We start from the raw sequence: 16,834 nt of genomic DNA on the forward strand, positions 1-16,834 counted from the left end.
TGGGTCATCGCTCGTGTCGGACGAAGCGCACCGGTTCCGTGAGCACGGCGGCGGCGGACTCCGTGTCGGCCAGCCGGGCCGACAATGTGGCCTCGGCCAGGCGTGGCGGAAGGGCCTCGCCGAACTTCAGTCCGCGTACCGCGCGTTCGTCCACGTCCGGCAGGCACAGCCGGTCGGTCGCATCCTTCGTCACATCACCCCAGGTGTGCACGGTGATGTCCTCACGCAGCCGGATCCAGCGGTCGCTGATGTGTTGTCCCGGCACAGCGACGGTGTCGAGGGTCGCGGCGAGTGTGGCGTTCGCACGGTGGCCCGCCCAGGTCCACCAGCGCATCTGTCCCGCCCTGTCCTGAACGATCAAGGTGCCTCCGGGGTGCACCCGCTCCAGGTACTGCTCACGAGTCCGTCGCAGAGTACTGACCGCCCGTCCCGTCAGCTTCACAGGCGGGTCCTCACCCAGCAATACCCGGCGTTCCGCGCGGGTGAGCTCGTAAGAGCCCGCCGAACCGAATCCGGGGCTGCTCCACTTGGCCTTCCCTCCCCCGTCGACGGGTTCGACGAAGCAGCGCTTGCGCCGCCAGTCGATGTAGGTGACCTGCCAGCTCCGGCCGGCCAGCAGCAGCCGACGCGGGCCGTCGACCCGTTCGGTGAGGAGGCTGGGATCGGTCCGGCCGATCTCCGTACGTCCCTGCAGGACGGTGAACTGCGGAGGTGCGGTGAACACGGCGGTGAGGTTCATGAAGTGACGGTGTCCGAAGCGCCGTTCCGCCTCCGGGCCGATGAACAGCATGCCGCCGTCCCGGTCCAGGTACCCCTGGTCGACGAGGTGGCGCACGATCGGCTCGGCCGGCGCGCCGAAGGGGCCTAGCCCGTTCCACCATTCCTGCCACAGGTGCTCGCCGACACGGTTCTCCTGCAGGCACAGGGCGAGGAGTTGCTGGGCGACGATGTGCCGGGGCTCCGGTGGTGCCACGACCGGCTCCACCCATCCCTGCGACCATGTGAGCAGCAGTCCGGCCGCTCCCAGCAGGCCGTCCTCGTCCAGGGCGAGGAACAGGCAGTTGCGTGCGGTGCCTTCGCGGCGTCCGGAGCGGCCGAGCCGCTGGAGGAAGGAGGCCACCGAGGCTGGGGCGTCGATCTGGATGACCCGGTCCAGGTCACCGACGTCGATGCCGAGTTCCAGCGTGCTGGTGGAGATGATCACGCAGTCGCGGGCCTCGGCGAAGGCCGCCTCGGCACGTCGGCGCTCGTCCAGGGAGAGTGAGGCGTGTGAGAGGAAGGTGGTGACGCCCTTCGCCAGGAGCTTCTCCCCGAGTTCCTCCACGTATCGCCGTGACTCGCAGAAGACGAGGCGCTTCTCGCCACGGTGCAGGGCGGCGATGACGGTGGCGGCGTTGTCGAGCGAGCCGACGTAGTCGAGTTGGACGTCTCCCGGTGGGACGGTGGTGGCCGGGCCACCGGTTACTGCGGGTGGAGACCCGACCCCGGTTGCCACGACGGGTGGGGAGTCGGAGAGGTGAGGAGCGATCACCTGTCCCGGCCGCTTGCTCGCCCCTGAGCCCTGCAGCCAGGTGAGCAGTGCGTCGGGGTTGCCGACGGTCGCCGAGAGGCCGACTCGTTGCACTGGCCGGCCCGCTACCCGTTGCAGCCGTTCCAGGACGGCGAGGAGGTGCCATCCCCGGTCGTCACCGGCGAAGGCGTGCACCTCGTCCACCACGACGGCCCGCACCCCGGAGAAGAACGAGGTGTGGTCGACGTTGGCGCTCACCAGCATCGCTTCGAGCGATTCCGGTGTGGTGAGCAGGACGTCGGGACGCGCCGCGAGGATCCTTTTGCGCGCACCGGCCGTGGTGTCGCCGTGCCACAGGGCCGCGGTGCGGCCCAGCCAGGAGGTGTAGGTCTCCCACCTCGGCAGCAGGTTGTTGAGCAGTGCCTTCAGCGGACAGACATAGAGGACGGACGTACCGCTCCACCGCTCCGCCGTCATCCGGGTCAGCAGAGGGAAGGCGGCCGCCTCGGTCTTGCCGCCCGCTGTGGGGGCGAGGAGGACGGCGTCGTCTCCGCAGGCCAGGGGAGTGACCGCTGCTTCCTGGAGTGGGCGCAGGCTCCGCCATCCCAGGGTGTTCACGATGTGGTGAAGGAGCGCCGGGTCGAGATCCCCGCCACTCACGGCAGCTCCAGTTCGACGGCACCGGCGTCCCCGGACGCGGCCGCGTTGCGCTCGGTTTCGGTGAGTTCGGACGAGGTGATGGTGAGCGCGTAGTGCGTGCGGGGGTCGAAGTCCTCGAACTCGTCGACGCGGTCGAGGACGTCGGCCACCAGCTTGCGCAGGAACACGCGGGGCGCGACGCCGACCTTGCCGCCGAGTCCGCCGGTGACGGCTCTGGCCAGCTCCGTCAGATACGCGTCGTCGACCCGCTCGGTCACCCGCCCGGGGTCGCGTGCGATCCGGACGTACAGGTCGCGCACCGCACGGCCGAGTTCGACGAGCTGAGGCAGGTCGAATCCCGGGAGCCGGAGTTGGACGGCACGCGGGGAGTCGAACCGCGGCTCGGTCGTGAAGTCGGTGGCCAGCCGTTGTGCGAGCGGAGGCAGCCGCTGCGCACCCTGCTGTCCGTCGTAGAACGCCGGGGTTCCCGTGATGACGAGGAAGAGCCCCGGGAACCGGCCCGCGTCGATCTCGTCCAGCAGCTGCCTCAGCGCGTTGAGGCCCTTCTCGCGGACATCACCTCGTACCCGTTGCAGGGTCTCGATTTCGTCGAGGACGAGGAGGAGGCCCGGGTGGCCGCAGTCGCGCAGCACGGTAAGCAGCCCTTGCAGAAATCCGAGGGCCGCGAAGTGATCGAGGTCTCCCCGGACGCCGGCACTGCGGCGGGCGGAGGCAGCGACCGACTTCTGACCGCCGAGCCAGGCGATGAGTGCTTCCGCCGTCGCCCCGTCTCCGGCGGCGACAGCTCTCCGGTAGCCGCGCAGTGCGGCGGCGAAGGCGGGGGTGGTCCTGGCGACGTCGGCGAGTCTGCGTTCCATGAGCGCGTCGACGGCCGCGGCGAGCGCCGCCTCGTCCTCTTCGTCCGTCTCCCCTGCGTCGAGAACTTCCTCTTCGAGGGTGTAGAACCACGAATCGACGACCGCGCGCAGTGCGCTGGGCTGGTGGGTGGCGGTCGTCAGGCGCTCGGTGAGTCTGCGGTAGACCGTCTCCAGCCGGTGCAGCGGGGTCTCGGTCTCGGAGATCTGTACTTCCGCGGTGGCCAGTCCCGCGCGTTTGGCGCGCTCGGCGAGCCACCGCGCGAAGAACGTCTTCCCGGAGCCGTACTCGCCGCGGATGGCGTGAAACGCCGCTCCGCCCCGTGCCGTTGCCGCCAGGTCGTCGTCGAGTGCGGTCTCGAACCGGTCCAGGCCGACGGCGAGGAGGTCCAGCCCGGCCTGCGGTACGGTGCCGCGCCGCAGCGCGTCCACGACTTCCCGCATGCGTACGGGGCTGGCCGGGGCGGTCGCGTTCATGGCGTCTCCTTCCTCGCCGATCCGGCCCCCGCCGCTCCGGCCCTCGCTTCGTCCGCCAGGAACTGGTCCCGGAGCAGGGCGACGTCGAGCTTCACGGCGTGACCGGCGTCGACGAAGCCGAGTACCGGATACCCCTCGAGGTTGAGCAGGCGCTGCACGGTGGCGACGAAGCCCTCGATGTTGCGTCGCACCCGGCCGGTCGCCGAGATGGCCGCGGCCAGCGCGGCGGGTGACATGGTGCCCCCGGCGGCGGCGAGCGCGTCGATGACGGCGGCGACGACCTTGCCTTCCGGGGCCTTGCGTACATACTCCTTCTGCGCCTCGTACACCTCGCTCGCCACCACACGCCCGCCGAGAGTCACGGGAGCGGGCGTGGTCTTCGGTGCCGCTTCCGGCATCACCACGGCGTCGGTACCGAACAGCTCCTCGTCCTGCCGACGTGGGGACCTCGCCGGTTTCCGTACCGGCTGCGCGGCGCTCTCCGGCCGAGGATCCGGCACCTCGACGGGTGTCGCGGCGGTGGCCTTCCACCAGGAGGGCGCGGCCTGTTCGCGGGGCAGCGGTTCCCAGTCGCGCGGGGCGAGTTCCTTCGCGGGGAGGAGGACGAGGACCGGGACGGTGATCTCGGCGAGGGAGGCCCCGCCGTGGTAGCCGGCCCGGCGTGCGGCGTACCGGATGTCCTCGTGCCAGGGAACGGTGATGGTGCCGTCTCCTTCGAGGACGCGCGGTCCGCGCAGTACGACCTCGCCTTCGCCGGCATCGGTGTCGGGCCGCCAGCGTGCCGATCCGCCCCCGTCCGCCGCCGGTGACACCCGGCCCCGGCCACGGTCGATGACGTGGCCGTGGTCGGCGACGAGGACGACGGGACGGGCGTAGCTGCGGGCGGCGGCCAGAAGCTCGCGCAGGTAGGTGATGTCGCCGAGGGACCACACGGTGCGCTGCCCCTGCTGACCGGAGTCGAGCGCGTCGTCGATGGTGTTGAGGACGACGCCGACGACGGCGTCGGAGGCGAGCGCGGAGGTGAGTTCCTGGGCGAGGAAGTGGCCCGCGTCTCCCCCTATCGACGCCTTGTGGAAGAGGACCGCATCCTTGCGCCGCTTCTTCCAGAAGGCCGCGAACCCGGAGGTCTCGGCGGACTGTCCTCCGTTGGTGGCCGTGCCGCTGAGCAGGGACGCCCGGCTCGTGCGGGTGATCGAGGGCAGTATGGAGACGGCTGCGAGGCGGGTGCTCCGTGTGCCGTCACAGGGCCGCGGCACGATCTCCTGCCAGCCTTCCCGTTCGGCTTCCTCCCCCAGTTGCGCGGCGACGGCGCTGCTCATTCCGTCGAGCACGATCACCAGGGGCGCTCCGCCTGTGGTCAGGGGACGGACGACGGCGTCGAGGACGTTCTCGACGAGAAGGCATCCACCCGGCTGCTGGGCGGTGGCGTTCGGGGTCCAGCCGGCCAGGTGCCGGGCGAACTGCTCGTCGAGCCGTTCACGCTGGGCCCGTCCGTCCTCGTAGAGGTCGCGCAGGCCCTGTGCGACGGTGGGGTCGCCGCCGGGGTCGCCTCCCCAGAGAACGGACAGCGCCCGGTCGACCCACCCCCACTCGGCGACGTGGTCGCGTACGCCGGCGGCGACGGAGGCCACTGCGGGCGGTCCCTGGCGCAGCCACCGCGCGAGACGCACGGACATCTCGGCGACGCGCACCCGGTCGGGGAAGAGTCCGGCCAGTGCGTGTCCGGTCAGTTCGGCCAGTGCCTCCTCGCCCTGGCCGGGGGACTTGTGGGCACCCTCGACGACGGCGGCGAGCTGGGCGGCGAAGCTGGACAGGAGGAAGCGACTGCCGCTGAGGCCGGCGGTGAGACCGGCGTCCCGGGCCAGGTCGTCGGCGCGCTGCAGTACGGCGAACACCTTGTGGCGGGCGTCGACCGAACCCGCGGCCTCTCCGATCCAGCGCAGGAGGGTGCCCTCCACCGCGTCGGTGAAGGAGCCGATCTCGCTGCGGCGCGGTCCGGCCTCGCCGAACAGGCCGCCGACGGCGAGGGCCACGTCGGGGTCGGCGGCGGGGTCGCGCAGCGCGGCGCCGAGCAGGCCGAGGGCCATCGCGTCGTGTCCCCGTCCGATCTCGGCGAGGGCGAGCAGGACGGGTACGGCGGGCCCTGCGACCTCGCCGAGCCACTTCTTCAGCTCCGCGCGTTCGGTGCCGGCGAGTTCGGCGAAACGCCGCGGCCCGGCGGGGGTGCGCGACCAGGCGAGCAGCACGTCCGCGTCCACGGCGGCCTCCGCCGTGGCGTGGGGCGAGATGTCCGGTTGGTCGAGTCCGAGGCGTTCGACGACCAGGGCTCGAAGCGCGGCGTCCCGGGTGAGGACGCCTGCGGTGCGCGGCCATCCCCGTCCGGCGGGCTCGGCGTCGACAAGGGCCTGGAGCAGCCACTCCTCGCGATACATGCGCACGTCGAGGCCGGTGGCCCCGAACCGCTGCATCACGATCTCGGCCTTCTCGACGGTGAGGGTGCGCCGGTGCACCGCGTGCCCGCGCAGGTCCCAGCCGAGCTGGTCGTCGTCGACTCCGGTGGTGACCACCAGCAGGTCACCGGGGGCGGCCTCGTCGCGGTGGCTGTGCCAGGCGGCCAGGACGCCGAGGACGGAGGACTCGTCGCGTACCGTGACACGGCGGGTGCGCTCGCCGACCTCGGCGGTGAAGGTGGTGGCCGCCCCGGCCGCGTACTGTCCGTGGACCAGCATGAGGCTGTGCTCGGCCAGCTTCTTGGCGTGCCGGTCCAGGAGCGCTTCGACGGTGCGCCGGCCCACCTGTGGCAGGAGCGCCATCAGCGTTCGGTCCCCTTCTCGTCCCCGTCGGCCGCTTCGGCTTCGCCGTGGGCGTCCTCGATCACCTGCCAGGTGACCTGGACGCGGGCGCCGGGGTGCGCGGTGAGGAAGCGGCGGATGTCGGCGCTGAGTCCGTCGACGGTGGCCGCGAGCGTGGTTTCCAACCGGGTGGGTTCGACGACGTATGCGCCGGGACGGCGGGCGGACTCGGCCGCGTAGCCCACGCGCGGGTCCCGCGGAACCGGTCCGGAAGGCGGGGAGCCCCGGTCCGGCTCGGCGGGGACGGCGGGAGCCACGGGCACCGGGGGTGTGCCGTGCTCGGTGAGGCGTACGTCCTCCGCGGTCGGGTCGGCGGGCGGAACGGGCTCGACCGGCCGGGCCGCCTGGGCGAGCCGCGTGGCCTCCCGCATGAGGGCCACGGCCGACTCCTGCAGCGAGTCCAGCACCGGCACGAGGGACTCGTCCTCCTCGTGGGCGTTGGCCGCCCGGCGGACGGTGTCCAGCAGCCGCTGCGCCCGGTCGCCGACGCCGTCGTCCCGGCCCGCGAGTTCGCGGACCATGTCCAGGTCGGACCAGCGGCCCTCGCGCTGCGCTCGCAGCACCCGCAGCACCTCGGGGGCCTGCTTGAGTGCTGCGCCGATCTCACGGTCCGTCACTTCATAGGCGGCGGAAGCCAGTTCCTGAACAAGGAGAGTGGCGTCGGTGGTGCGCAGCAGTCGGGCGATCAGGTCGGCGGCGGCCTTCGTGGACTTCAGCCGCGGCGCGTCCACGCCGCCGGGTCCTTCGAGACCGAGCCGTACGGCGTTGTCCTGGAGCAGCGTCCGGGTCTCCCCCACGGCGGTGCGGTGCTCCTCGGCGACGGCACGTACCTGCGCGGCGAGCCGCGAGACGTTCCTGGCGAAGAGCACCGGCGACACGCTCTGTCCGAAGACCGCCCCGGCACGTCGCAGTGCGGTGGTGAAGGTGCCCTCGTCGGGGAGGGCGACGGCCCGCAGGCCGTAGCCGGGGATGATGCGGTCCAGTTCGGGGGCCTGGGCCACGACCTGGGTCTGGTAGATCCAGGTGCGGTCGTCGAGCAGCGCGTAGGTCGCGATGATCAGGTTGCCCACGTTGCGGTCGAGGCCCTCGTAGCCGAGTTCGGTGATCCAGTCGCGGATCGTCTCGACGGCGAGGTCGTCGCCGGTGTCGGGGTTCTCGGCGGCCTTCTTGTTGATGCGCAGCCGCCAGTCGTTGCTGACGTTGAGCGGTCCGTCGTGGACCTCGCCGAGGCCGAGCGCGTGCACGATCTTCCTGACGACGGGCAGCTGGTGGCTGTCCACGACGACCCGCCGGGAGCCGTCCTCCATGGCTCGGGCGATCCACTCCATGGTGGTCTTGAGCTCGCGCAGGGTGATGGCCTTGCGGGTCAGCCGCGGGTCGAAGTCGGGGTGCTTGGGGTAGCGGGCGGCGAACATGCCGTCGGCGAGCAGCAGCAGGTTCTGCTCGAACCCGACCGACGGCTCGGGCCGGGTCCGGGTGAAGCCCGGCAGCAGGGACACCAGGTGCTCCCCGTCGGGCAGGGTGGCCCCGACGGTTTCCGGCTCGGCACGGTTGATCCCGTAGAGCTGGAGCAGGACCTCGGTGAGGTGGCCGCTGATGTTGTCGCGGGACGCCTTGAGCTGGTTGCGGATCTGTGCCCGCTCCTCGGCGGGGCGGGTGGCGGTGTGTTCGTCGAGCCGGTCGCGCTCCAGCAGGTAGTTGATCTTCAGCAGTCGGCCGAGCTGCCGGGAGGTCTGCTCGGAGAAGAAGTCGGCCAGCCAGACGAGCGTGGGCTCGGTGCGGCCCGTCCCCCGGAGCCGTTTGACGCGCTGGAGGTCGTCGATGGGGCCGTGGTCGCCGTCGTCGAAGGGGTAGTCGAAGACGATGCGGAGGTTTCCGCGCTGCTGGGGCGCGAACTCGTCGTCGGGCAGGTGGGTGTCGCGCACGTTGCCGAAGATGAACTCGACGGTGCGTTTGGTGCCGCGCCAGACGACGTCCCGTTCGCAGACGAAGGGCTGGGTGTCCTGGATGCCCAGCTCGTGCCAGAGCTGGTCCTTGATCCACTGCCGTCGGTAGCCGAGCTGGTCGGCGACTCCCTGTACCTCTTCGAGGAGCGGTTCGACGTCGATGTCGGACAGGTGCAGGTGGAAAACGGGATCGGTCTTGTCTCCCTCGCTGCGCAGCTCGCTGTCGAAGGAGACCTGCAGTTCCCGCAGCCGTTTGGCGGCGACGGAGCCGGCGTCTCCCACCCGGGTCCGGATCGAGCCGTGGTTGAGTGCGGCGAGCCGGGTGCCGGTGAGCCGGGTCAGGGCGGGCACGTTGGGGGCGAGCGCGGCCAGCAGCAGGGTCTTGATGAGCCGCTCGTCGGCCTGGAACCGTTTGTCGTCGGGGTTCTTGTACTTGCGCAGCAGTTCCTCGCGCACTCGCCCGTGGAAGTCGTCTGCGATCTCCGCGTCCTTGCGCAGCCGGGGGGTGAACGCGGCGCCGGAGCGGTGGGCGATGACGTCCCACAGGTCACCGAGCGGGATGAGTTCCCCGAGCTTCAGGTCGTCGCGGCGGCGGCGCAGCAGCTCCTGGACGAGTTTGAGGCCGGTGCGCTCGCGCTGGAGGGCGCCCGACAGGTCGACGAGGACGTTGAGGAGCGCCGGGGAGAGCGGGTACAGCTCCCGGAAGTCGTCCCAGGAGGCCTCGGTGCGGCCCTGCGCGTCCAGGAGGATCTGGCGGACCTCGTCGCCCGACGACTCGACGAGCTTGAAGGCGTCGTCGCGTACGGACTCCATGCCGGGCTTGGGAGCGAGCACGCGGTGCTTGATGATCTCGACGAGGTTGCTGTCCTCGAGGTCGACGACGTTGAACCGCTCGGCCAGGTATTCGATCTGGGCTTCGAGGTTGGTCACGTCGGCGCCGACGACGTCCGAGCCGATCAGCTGCGACAGGTCGCGCTGGCGGGAGATGAACGACACGATCGGCACCGGTCGGCCGCTGTCCCCCGACTCGATGAGTTTGACCAGCCGCTGCACCTGGTCGCGCACGAAGTCCTGGTTGCCCATCTTCGCCTGGAGCCACAGCACCAGTTCGTCGAGGAAGAGGACGACTCCGGTGTAGCCGAGGGACTGGGCGTGCCGGGAGATGACCTTGAGGCCGTTCTCCAGTGGCAGGAACGCGCTGGCCTCGCCGCGCATGCCCTGCGCGTAGGCCGCCATGGGGCCGCTGAGCAGGGCGGAGACCAGCCGCTCGCGGTAGGGGTCGTCGGGTGCGCCCGCGAAGGCCCGGTCGAAGTCGGCGCCGGTCCATGTCCCGGCGGGCAGCGCCACGGCCTCGCCGTCGATCGGCGGCATGTCGTCCGGGTCGGCCTCCACGGGCGCGGCCGCGCTCGGGGTGAGGGCCGCGGCTCCCTTGCCGAGCCACTGCAGGAACTTGGCGTCGTCGCCGAGGAACTCGCGCTGGGTGCGAGCGTCGGCGAGCAGCGCGTCGGCCCGGTAGACGGGGGGCAGCGGTTTGTCGGGGTGAAGCTCGCGCACCGTGTGCACATAGCCGCCGAGCAGGGCGGAGTCGAGGTCGGCGGAGCCGACGAGGTGGTACGGCACCATCAGGAACCTGCTCTGCCGCAGCCACTCGTCGTGCGGCGCCACGACCTCCACCAGCCGGGACTTGGTCCGTACGGCCGGGTGGTTGTTGAGCACGGCGTGCAGCACGGTCAGGAAGTGGCTCTTGCCGGAACCGAAGGAGCCGTGCAGATAGCTGGCTTCCGAGTTGCCCGTCCTGACGCAGGCCGCCACGATGTCCAGTGCCTGCCGGAACGCCTTCTGGAGCTGCTCGGTGACCACATACTCGGCCACCCGGGCGGCGGTCTCACTGAAACCCTGGGAGAGCTCGATCTTGAAGTCGCCGGCATGGACGTCTTCCTTGATCTCGATGACGTCCTTCAGCAGGAGCTCGCTCGTGGGCATCAGGCGGTCGTTCCTTCTCTCGGCTCGTGGCTCGGCTGCACGGCTCGCGCACTGATCGGTCGGCGGTCAGACGCGTTCTCATCCTGCCAGGCGGCACCGACACGCATGGCCGCCGGTGAGGATTCTTCGTACCGCACGGTGCCCACAGGATCACAGGCAGCTTCCGCTGGGTAGGGTCGGCGCGGGATCTGTCGGTGGACGGGAAGCGGGGGCGACGGCAGATGGGGTGGCGCGAGGAGATCGCCGCGGCCTTGGGTGAACTGGTGGCGATCACGGGCGGCTCCGGCAGGCAGCCACGCTGGCAGCGGGTGGGACGCGCGGTCCGCACCAAGGAGGCCGGCTGGTACGCGGTGGACCTGCGCGGCTCCGACATCGGGCCGGACCAGCTGGACGCGCTGCGACTCGCGGGGCCGGAACCCAACGGCATCGAGACGGAGGGCTTCACCGTCTCGGAGACGGTGCAGAACGGCTCCCTGCTCACCCTGAAAGTCGCCGAGTTCGCCGACCTCACGGACGCGTATCTGTGGCTGCTCAAGCAACCGCCCACCTTCCTCGTCACCGCCCTGCGCGACGGCATCGCCGGACTGGGCGAGGCACCACTGGCGAGCGCTCTGGCCGGAGGCGCGATCGGCGGCACGTCCGCACCCGCCTTGGATCCTCCGGGGTTCCATCCGGCGCAGGGGGACGCCTACCGCGCGTGCCTCGGCCAGGGCGTGCATCTGGTGTGGGGTCCGCCGGGCACCGGCAAGACGACGGTGCTGAAACGTGCCATCGGGGACCTGATGGCGCGCGGCGACCGGGTGCTGCTGGTGTCCGCCACCAACATCGCCGTGGACAACGCCCTGTCGGGGGTGGTGAAGGAGAACAGGCACGGTCGGGGTGACATCGTCCGCGTGGGCCCGCCGCAGTTGCGCGAGGTCGCCGACAACCCCGAGGTGTCGCTGCCGCTCATGGTGCGCGAGCGCCTGGCCGGGACGGCCGAGCGGCGGCGCGGGATCGAGGCCGAGCTGGTCGACGTCCGGGCCCGTGCGGCGGAGCTGGCCGCGCTGGACGCCTCCCTCGTCCGCTTCGAACCGGCCGCGTACTTCGACGCGCTGAAGCTGCTGCGCACGCCCGGCCAGGATCCTGCGTCCGGGCGGAAGCGGGCGGAGACGGCGGCGGCCCTGCTGGAGGAGGCCGTGGCGGCCCGGGAGGCGGTGCAGCAGGCCGCCGCGGCGGCCCAGCGGCGCAGGGACGCGGCGGAGGAATCATGCCGGAAGTGGGCCGAGGTCGACCGGCTGCGCAAGGAGCAGTCCCGCATCCTCAAGGCGGCGGAACGCAAGCAGGCCGATGCCCTGATCGCCGAGGACCACCTGCGCGAGTTACGCGAGGACCTGGAGAAGCTCGACACCCAACGGTCGGTGGCCCGGTGGCGCGCCCGGGAGAAACGACAGGAGCTGCGTGAGCGGCTGGCCGTCAGCGAGGAGGACGTCACCCGTGCCCGCCGGGCGGCGCAGGCCGCGCGCACCACGGCCGAGACGCACGTCGTCGCGCTGGAGACGGAAGTGGCGGCTCTGGTCGCCGGCATCACCCACACCCCCGAACAGATCACGGCTCTGGAACAGGCGCTCGCCTCGGCACAGTCCGCGTACAGGTCGGCCCTGGACCTCGTGGCCGCCCGTCGCGAGGAGACCACCCTGCTGGAGCGGGCCGTCGTCCGCGCCCTGGACGCCGCGGAACTCACCGCCCGCGCCGAACAGCAGGACTGGCCCGCCCGCCACGCCCGCGCCGAGCGACTACGGCCCCGGGTGACCGCCGACACCGCCCGCCGCCCCGCGCTGGAGGAGGAGTTCCAGCAGGTCCAGGAGGAGTACGAGCGCCTCGCCCGCAATGCCGAGGGCGAGATCATCAAGAGCGCGAAACTGGTCGCCACCACGCTCGCCAGGTTCCGCACCAACAAGGCGGTCTTCGAGGGACCGTACGACGTGGTCCTGGTCGACGAGGCAGGCGCGGCGACGCTGCCCGAGGTGATCCTCGCGACGGCGAAGGCGACCCGGACGGCCGTCCTGCTCGGTGATTTCATGCAGCTCGGCCCGGTCGTCGAAGAACGGTTGAAGGATCTCGACCGCGCGGACGTCAAGCGCTGGCTCCTCCCGGACGTCTTCCAGCACTGCGGCATCCGGGACCCCGAGGACGCCCGGCGGCACCCGGCCTGCGTCACCCTGACCGAGCAGCACCGCTTCGGCCCGGCGGTGATGACCCTGGCCAACTCCCTGGCGTACGGGGGAATGCTGCGGGGCGGCAAGCAGACCGCGGCACCAAGGCCCCCTGACGACCCGGAGATCGTCGTCGTCGACACCGACGGACTGCACGAACTGGCCAGACCTCACCTGACCGGAAGCCGCAGCGGCTGGTGGCCGGCCGGGTCGCTGATCGCCAGGGCGCTGGTGGAGTACCACCGCGCGAGGGGCGAGGACACCGGAATCGTCACCCCGTACGGCGTCCAGGCGGAGGCAACCCTGGAGGCGCTGCGGGACGTGGAGAGCGGCGGCGGCCCGCTCGCGGAGGTGGGCACGGCGCACCGCTTCCAGGGCCGGGAGTTCCCCGTGGTCGTCTTCGACACGGTCGAGGGCGCCGACGGCCGGGAACTGTGGATGTCACTGGCGCACCGGGAGCCGGGCGCGTCGGACTGGGCGCGCAACGGTGTGCGCCTGTTCAACGTGGCGGCCACCCGCGTCCAGACCCGCCTCTACGTCATCGGCAGCTGGGAGCGCATACGGTCCGCGAAGAACGGCACGGCCTTCTCCCACCTGGCCGCTCTGGTCGGCACTCCGGGCGTGCGACGCCTGCGGGCCGGCCACCTGATCACTCCGCCGCACGAGGACGCGCCGAACCGCGGCGCGTTCGGCGCCGCCCTGGCAGACGTGCTCGCCCGGCATGTCGAGATCACGGGCATCGACGACGAGACGACGTTCTTCAGCACCTTCGAGGACGAGATCCGCTCGGCCCGCGCCTCGGTCTGGCTGTGGGCACCATGGGTCGCGAACCGGGTGCGCGGCATCCTGCCACTGCTGCGCGAGGCGGCCGGGCGCGGCGTGCGCGTGACCGTGTTCATCCGCGACGACACGGACCAGCTCCAGGCCCGCCCCGACAACCAGAGCCTCATCGCGGACCTCCGGGCCGTCGTCCACACCGTCATTCCGGTCAACGTCATGCACCAGAAGATCGCGGTGATCGACGAGCGGACGGTGATGATCGGCAGCCTCAACACCCTCTCCCAGTCGTGGACCCGCGAGGTCATGGTGACGATCCGCGGCGGCCACTTCGCCCGCAAGCTCCTGGAGCACGAGCACGCCGAGCTGTTCACCCGCCCGCCGAAGTGCGGCCGTTGCGGCGGCACGAGCATCGAACTGCGCCGCCGCAGGAACGGAATCTGGTTCTGGCGCTGCTACGACACGGTCTGCAAGACGGGACGCAACGGCCGGAGCGACGCCTGGAACCAGGACATCAGGGTGGGCGGGGGGAGGAGTTGAGGTGTGGAGCCGGGCAACGCTCGCACCGGCTCAGGGTTTCGCGGACTCACTGGCATTCCCCGCACCTCATGTGGCAGGCTTCCGCGTGCCAGCAACGGCATCTCGCTCGTAGCCAGATCACCAGCTGTGCTTCAGCCAAGGAGTCTGCGGACGCACCCGGACCACCGGCTTGTATCTCACCCTCAACTTTTCTGCCACAAGCACGAGCTTGCAGCGGCTGCCAAGCGTGCCCGCACTCGAGCTTGCGCAACACTCGGAGGCCTCACCATGCCTGATCTCTTCTTCCTGCCACAGAAAAAGGGCAACGGAGCCATGCTTTTCAGCATCCAGGAGACGTCCAGCGGACCGGAACTCTCAAAGATCGGAACGTTCGACACCCCCGAAGAACCTCGGCTGATCGCCGCCGCCCTCAACGCAGCGCTCCAGGGACAAGCAAACGCGCTCGCAAAGGTTCACCAGTGTGCGGCTTCCCTTCCGGGCCCCCTCAAGAAGGCCGTCATCGAGCGCGCCGAAGACATCGAGAAGGCCCTTCGAAGCGGCGGTGGTTCGGCCGAAACGGCTCGCAAGGCCGCACGGGCACTCACAGAAACTCTGGGACGCCCCAACCTGGCCATGCTCTCCTTCTTCAGCACCACGGCTTGCGGGGACTGCGTGGAATGCGGCTGCGCCGTGGACGAGGACTGCGCCAAGTGCCTCATCTGCGGGCCCGACGGTCACGGCTGCGGGGAATGCGGGCCGGTGGGGATGACGCCCAGGAACGCCTTCGTCCTTCACCACGTACTGAGAGACCTCTCAGACCGCACGTACTTCACTGCTCGGTCCAGTTTCTGGGAGTACAGCCTTCCAGACAGTGTGGAAACCCAGACAGACTGGTTTCTTCTCCACTGCGCTCGGGCTTACGACGACCTCGCGTCCGATCTGCTCACCGGCCAGATTCCGGAACCTCGGTGCCTGGCTGAGAGCGTGGCACTCGGCTTCGCCTTGCGCAACATCGGCGGGCTCCGGACGGAGTCCATCCGTGCGGACGAGTCGTACCGGGCCCTTCCGGCTTCCCGGTTCGACGACGACTGGGACTTCCTCCCTGATGCGATGGCGTTCGACGTGGGCGACAGGGCGCGCGAGTTCCTGACCTCGGACGTGATCGAGGAAGACCTGTGGGACGAGTGGTTCCAGCCCTACCCGGGCGTCGAGCCCCGTGACCAGGACCGAGGCTTCCGACGCTGACGTCCGCTCCCGGCCGACAGCCGTGGTGGGAACGGCGTCCAGCCTGCCAGGCGGGGCGCCGTTCACGGCGCGTGGCTTGACGTCGACCCGGGCCGCGCGTGTCGGAGCAGCTCGCAATCGGCCCACACCGTCTTACCGGGGCCGAGGCGGTCGCGTACGCCCCAGTCGGCGGCGACCGCTTCGACGAGCAGCAGGCCACGGCCGCCGTCCTCGTCCGCGCCGGGCATCTTGAGCGCGGGCAGAGCGGGGTGGGTGTCGGTCACCTCGATCCGGACGATGCCTCGGCTCTCGTCGTGGGACAGGGACAGGGTGAAGTCACGTCCGGGGACGCGGCCGTGGAGGACGGCGTTCGCGGCGAGTTCGGCGACGACGAGGATGACGGTGTCGTGCGCCTCGGTGCCGTGCGGATGGCCCCACTCGGTGAGCTGGTGCGCGGCGAGCAGCCGGGCGAGGCGCGCACCGCGTCGGGTGGCGGAGAAGCGCTGCGCGAACGTACGGGCGGGGGTGGGGCTTTGGGTGCGAGGGGCTGGCATGCGGCCCACCCTGTCGGGGCGCGAGGGCCCGTCGGCAGGTCCCGCGCTGATACAGATCACGTTGTACTGGTTCACGCACTGGACCGGGTCGGTCGCTGTACGTGACGATGACCATGTCGGACGTGGCGCAGCGCGCCCGGCACACGGTACGGGAGGTGCTCGGGCCCGGCACGGGCAAGGCTCGACAGCACATCGGCACAGGGGAAGGCGGCTGCGATGATGACCGACAACGGCGTCGGGGCGGGCGGGAGTTCGGGACAGACCGGGGGCAACGGAAGTTGCGAGCCGGAACTCTCGGACAGTCTGAAGACGTTCGGCGCGGTCCTCAAGGCCTTGCGCGAGGAAGCACGCCTGACGCGGGAACAGTTCGCCCCGCTGGTGCGGTACTCGGTCGCGTACATCGCCAAGATCGAACAGGGCAAGCGGTTCCCGCCACGGGACCTGCTGGAGCGGGCGGAGGAGGTGCTGGGGGCGGTCGCGGCGCGGGTGCTGAAGGCGGCGGCGAAGAGCCTGACGCGGAGGGCGGGGTTGGCGTCGTGGTTCTTGCAGTGGGCCACGATCGAAGAGGAAGCCCTTTCGCTGTATGCGTACGAAAGCCGAGTCATTCCTGGCCTGTTGCAGCCCGAGCCTTACATTCGAGCTCTCTTCGACCGATACCTTCCTCCACTCACCGAGGAGCAGGCAGAACGGCAAGTGGTGGCGCGGTTGGCTCGACAGCAACTCCTCATCGATCGCCCCAATACGACGTTCAGCTTCGTCTTCGAACAGGCACTGCTGGAGCGTCGCATGGGAGGGGCTGCCGTGACGAAGGATCTCCTCGACCACCTCATCACAGTCGGCCGGTACCGCAACGTCGAGCTTCAGGTCATGCCCCTGCTCCAAGAGGAACACGCGGGCTTCGAGGGCGAGATGTACCTTGCTGAGACGGCCGATCACAGCTGGGTGGGCTACGTCGAGGGCCACGGCACCAGCATGCTCATCAGCGACCGGAAATCGGCAAGTCACATGCTTCAACGCTATGGCAAGATGCGCTCGCAGGCTCTGAGCCATCAAGCCACGGTGAGTCTGCTGGAGCAGATGCGAGGAGCGCTATGAGTACCAGCGAGCTGGCCTGGTTCAAGAGCAGCTACAGCGGTGGCGGCGGTGACAACTGCATCGAGGTTGCACTGCGCCCCAGCACTGTTCTTGTCCGGGACTCGAAGGACACCCAGAGGAAATCCCTGGCCGTCTCTTGCGATGCCTGGTCGGCGTTCACGACGCTGGCCGCCGACTCGCACGTCTGA

9 protein-coding genes are annotated in these 16,834 nt (G+C 70.4%); 4 read left to right on the top strand and 5 right to left on the bottom strand.

Translation table 11 applies throughout. The annotated features are described in order from the left end of the window. Positions 1-4 precede the first annotated feature (4 nt). Genes CES90_RS08305 through CES90_RS08320 form a run of 4 tightly spaced genes read right to left on the bottom strand, consistent with a single transcriptional unit; the run spans position 5 to position 10,282 of the window. A complete protein-coding gene (locus CES90_RS08305) occupies positions 5-2,170 on the bottom strand; it encodes a DEAD/DEAH box helicase (RefSeq protein ID WP_189780598.1) in 2,166 nt (721 codons plus the stop codon). Then, the gene (gene brxD / locus CES90_RS08310) at positions 2,167-3,501 is read right to left on the bottom strand and encodes a BREX system ATP-binding protein BrxD (RefSeq protein WP_189780599.1); all 1,335 of its coding nucleotides are present in this window, start codon (positions 3,499-3,501) and stop codon (positions 2,167-2,169) included. The genes CES90_RS08305 and brxD overlap by 4 nt, the downstream gene beginning before the upstream one ends. Further along, the gene (gene pglZ / locus CES90_RS08315; protein WP_189780600.1) at positions 3,498-6,314 is read right to left on the bottom strand and encodes a BREX-2 system phosphatase PglZ; all 2,817 of its coding nucleotides are present in this window, start codon (positions 6,312-6,314) and stop codon (positions 3,498-3,500) included. The genes brxD and pglZ overlap by 4 nt, the downstream gene beginning before the upstream one ends. Next, positions 6,314-10,282 (bottom strand): PglY protein, encoded by a 3,969-nt coding sequence (locus CES90_RS08320; protein ID WP_189780601.1) that lies wholly within the window; start codon positions 10,280-10,282, stop codon positions 6,314-6,316. The genes pglZ and CES90_RS08320 overlap by 1 nt, the downstream gene beginning before the upstream one ends. Before the next feature lie 194 nt (positions 10,283-10,476). Between CES90_RS08320 and CES90_RS08325 the strand changes: the two genes are divergently transcribed. Continuing rightward, positions 10,477-13,794: an AAA domain-containing protein gene (locus tag CES90_RS08325; RefSeq protein WP_229913553.1), complete on the top strand. Its 3,318-nt coding sequence runs from the start codon at positions 10,477-10,479 to the stop codon at positions 13,792-13,794. 267 nt (positions 13,795-14,061) lie between these two features. Further along, on the top strand, positions 14,062-15,018 hold the full coding sequence (locus tag CES90_RS08330) for a hypothetical protein (protein WP_189780602.1): 957 nt from the start codon (positions 14,062-14,064) through the stop codon (positions 15,016-15,018). Between the two features lie 62 nt (positions 15,019-15,080). On the opposite strand, the gene CES90_RS08335 is transcribed toward CES90_RS08330, so the two are convergent. Further along, positions 15,081-15,551, bottom strand: coding sequence for an ATP-binding protein (locus CES90_RS08335; protein ID WP_189780603.1), 471 nt, complete (start codon positions 15,549-15,551; stop codon positions 15,081-15,083). 216 nt (positions 15,552-15,767) lie between these two features. On the opposite strand from CES90_RS08335, the gene CES90_RS08340 reads away from it, so the two are divergent. Continuing rightward, positions 15,768-16,646, top strand: a complete 879-nt coding sequence (locus CES90_RS08340) for a helix-turn-helix domain-containing protein (RefSeq protein ID WP_189780604.1) — start codon at positions 15,768-15,770, stop codon at positions 16,644-16,646. Continuing rightward, positions 16,643-16,834 (top strand): DUF397 domain-containing protein, encoded by a 192-nt coding sequence (locus CES90_RS08345; RefSeq protein ID WP_189780605.1) that lies wholly within the window; start codon positions 16,643-16,645, stop codon positions 16,832-16,834. The genes CES90_RS08340 and CES90_RS08345 overlap by 4 nt, the downstream gene beginning before the upstream one ends.

This window comes from Streptomyces capitiformicae (assembly GCF_002214185.1).
Classification (GTDB): Bacteria; Actinomycetota; Actinomycetes; order Streptomycetales; family Streptomycetaceae; genus Streptomyces; species Streptomyces capitiformicae.

What these genes read in the sequence shown, in the direction of transcription:
- CES90_RS08335 (WP_189780603.1), bottom strand. Translation starts at nt 15,551, where the DNA reads ATGCCAGCCCCTCGCACCCAAAGCCCCACCCCCGCCCGTACGTTCGCG.
- brxD (WP_189780599.1), bottom strand. Translation starts at nt 3,501, where the DNA reads ATGAACGCGACCGCCCCGGCCAGCCCCGTACGCATGCGGGAAGTCGTG.
- CES90_RS08340 (WP_189780604.1), top strand. Translation starts at nt 15,768, where the DNA reads ATGATGACCGACAACGGCGTCGGGGCGGGCGGGAGTTCGGGACAGACC.
- CES90_RS08320 (WP_189780601.1), bottom strand. Translation starts at nt 10,282, where the DNA reads ATGCCCACGAGCGAGCTCCTGCTGAAGGACGTCATCGAGATCAAGGAA.
- CES90_RS08330 (WP_189780602.1), top strand. Translation starts at nt 14,062, where the DNA reads ATGCCTGATCTCTTCTTCCTGCCACAGAAAAAGGGCAACGGAGCCATG.
- pglZ (WP_189780600.1), bottom strand. Translation starts at nt 6,314, where the DNA reads ATGGCGCTCCTGCCACAGGTGGGCCGGCGCACCGTCGAAGCGCTCCTG.
- CES90_RS08345 (WP_189780605.1), top strand. Translation starts at nt 16,643, where the DNA reads ATGAGTACCAGCGAGCTGGCCTGGTTCAAGAGCAGCTACAGCGGTGGC.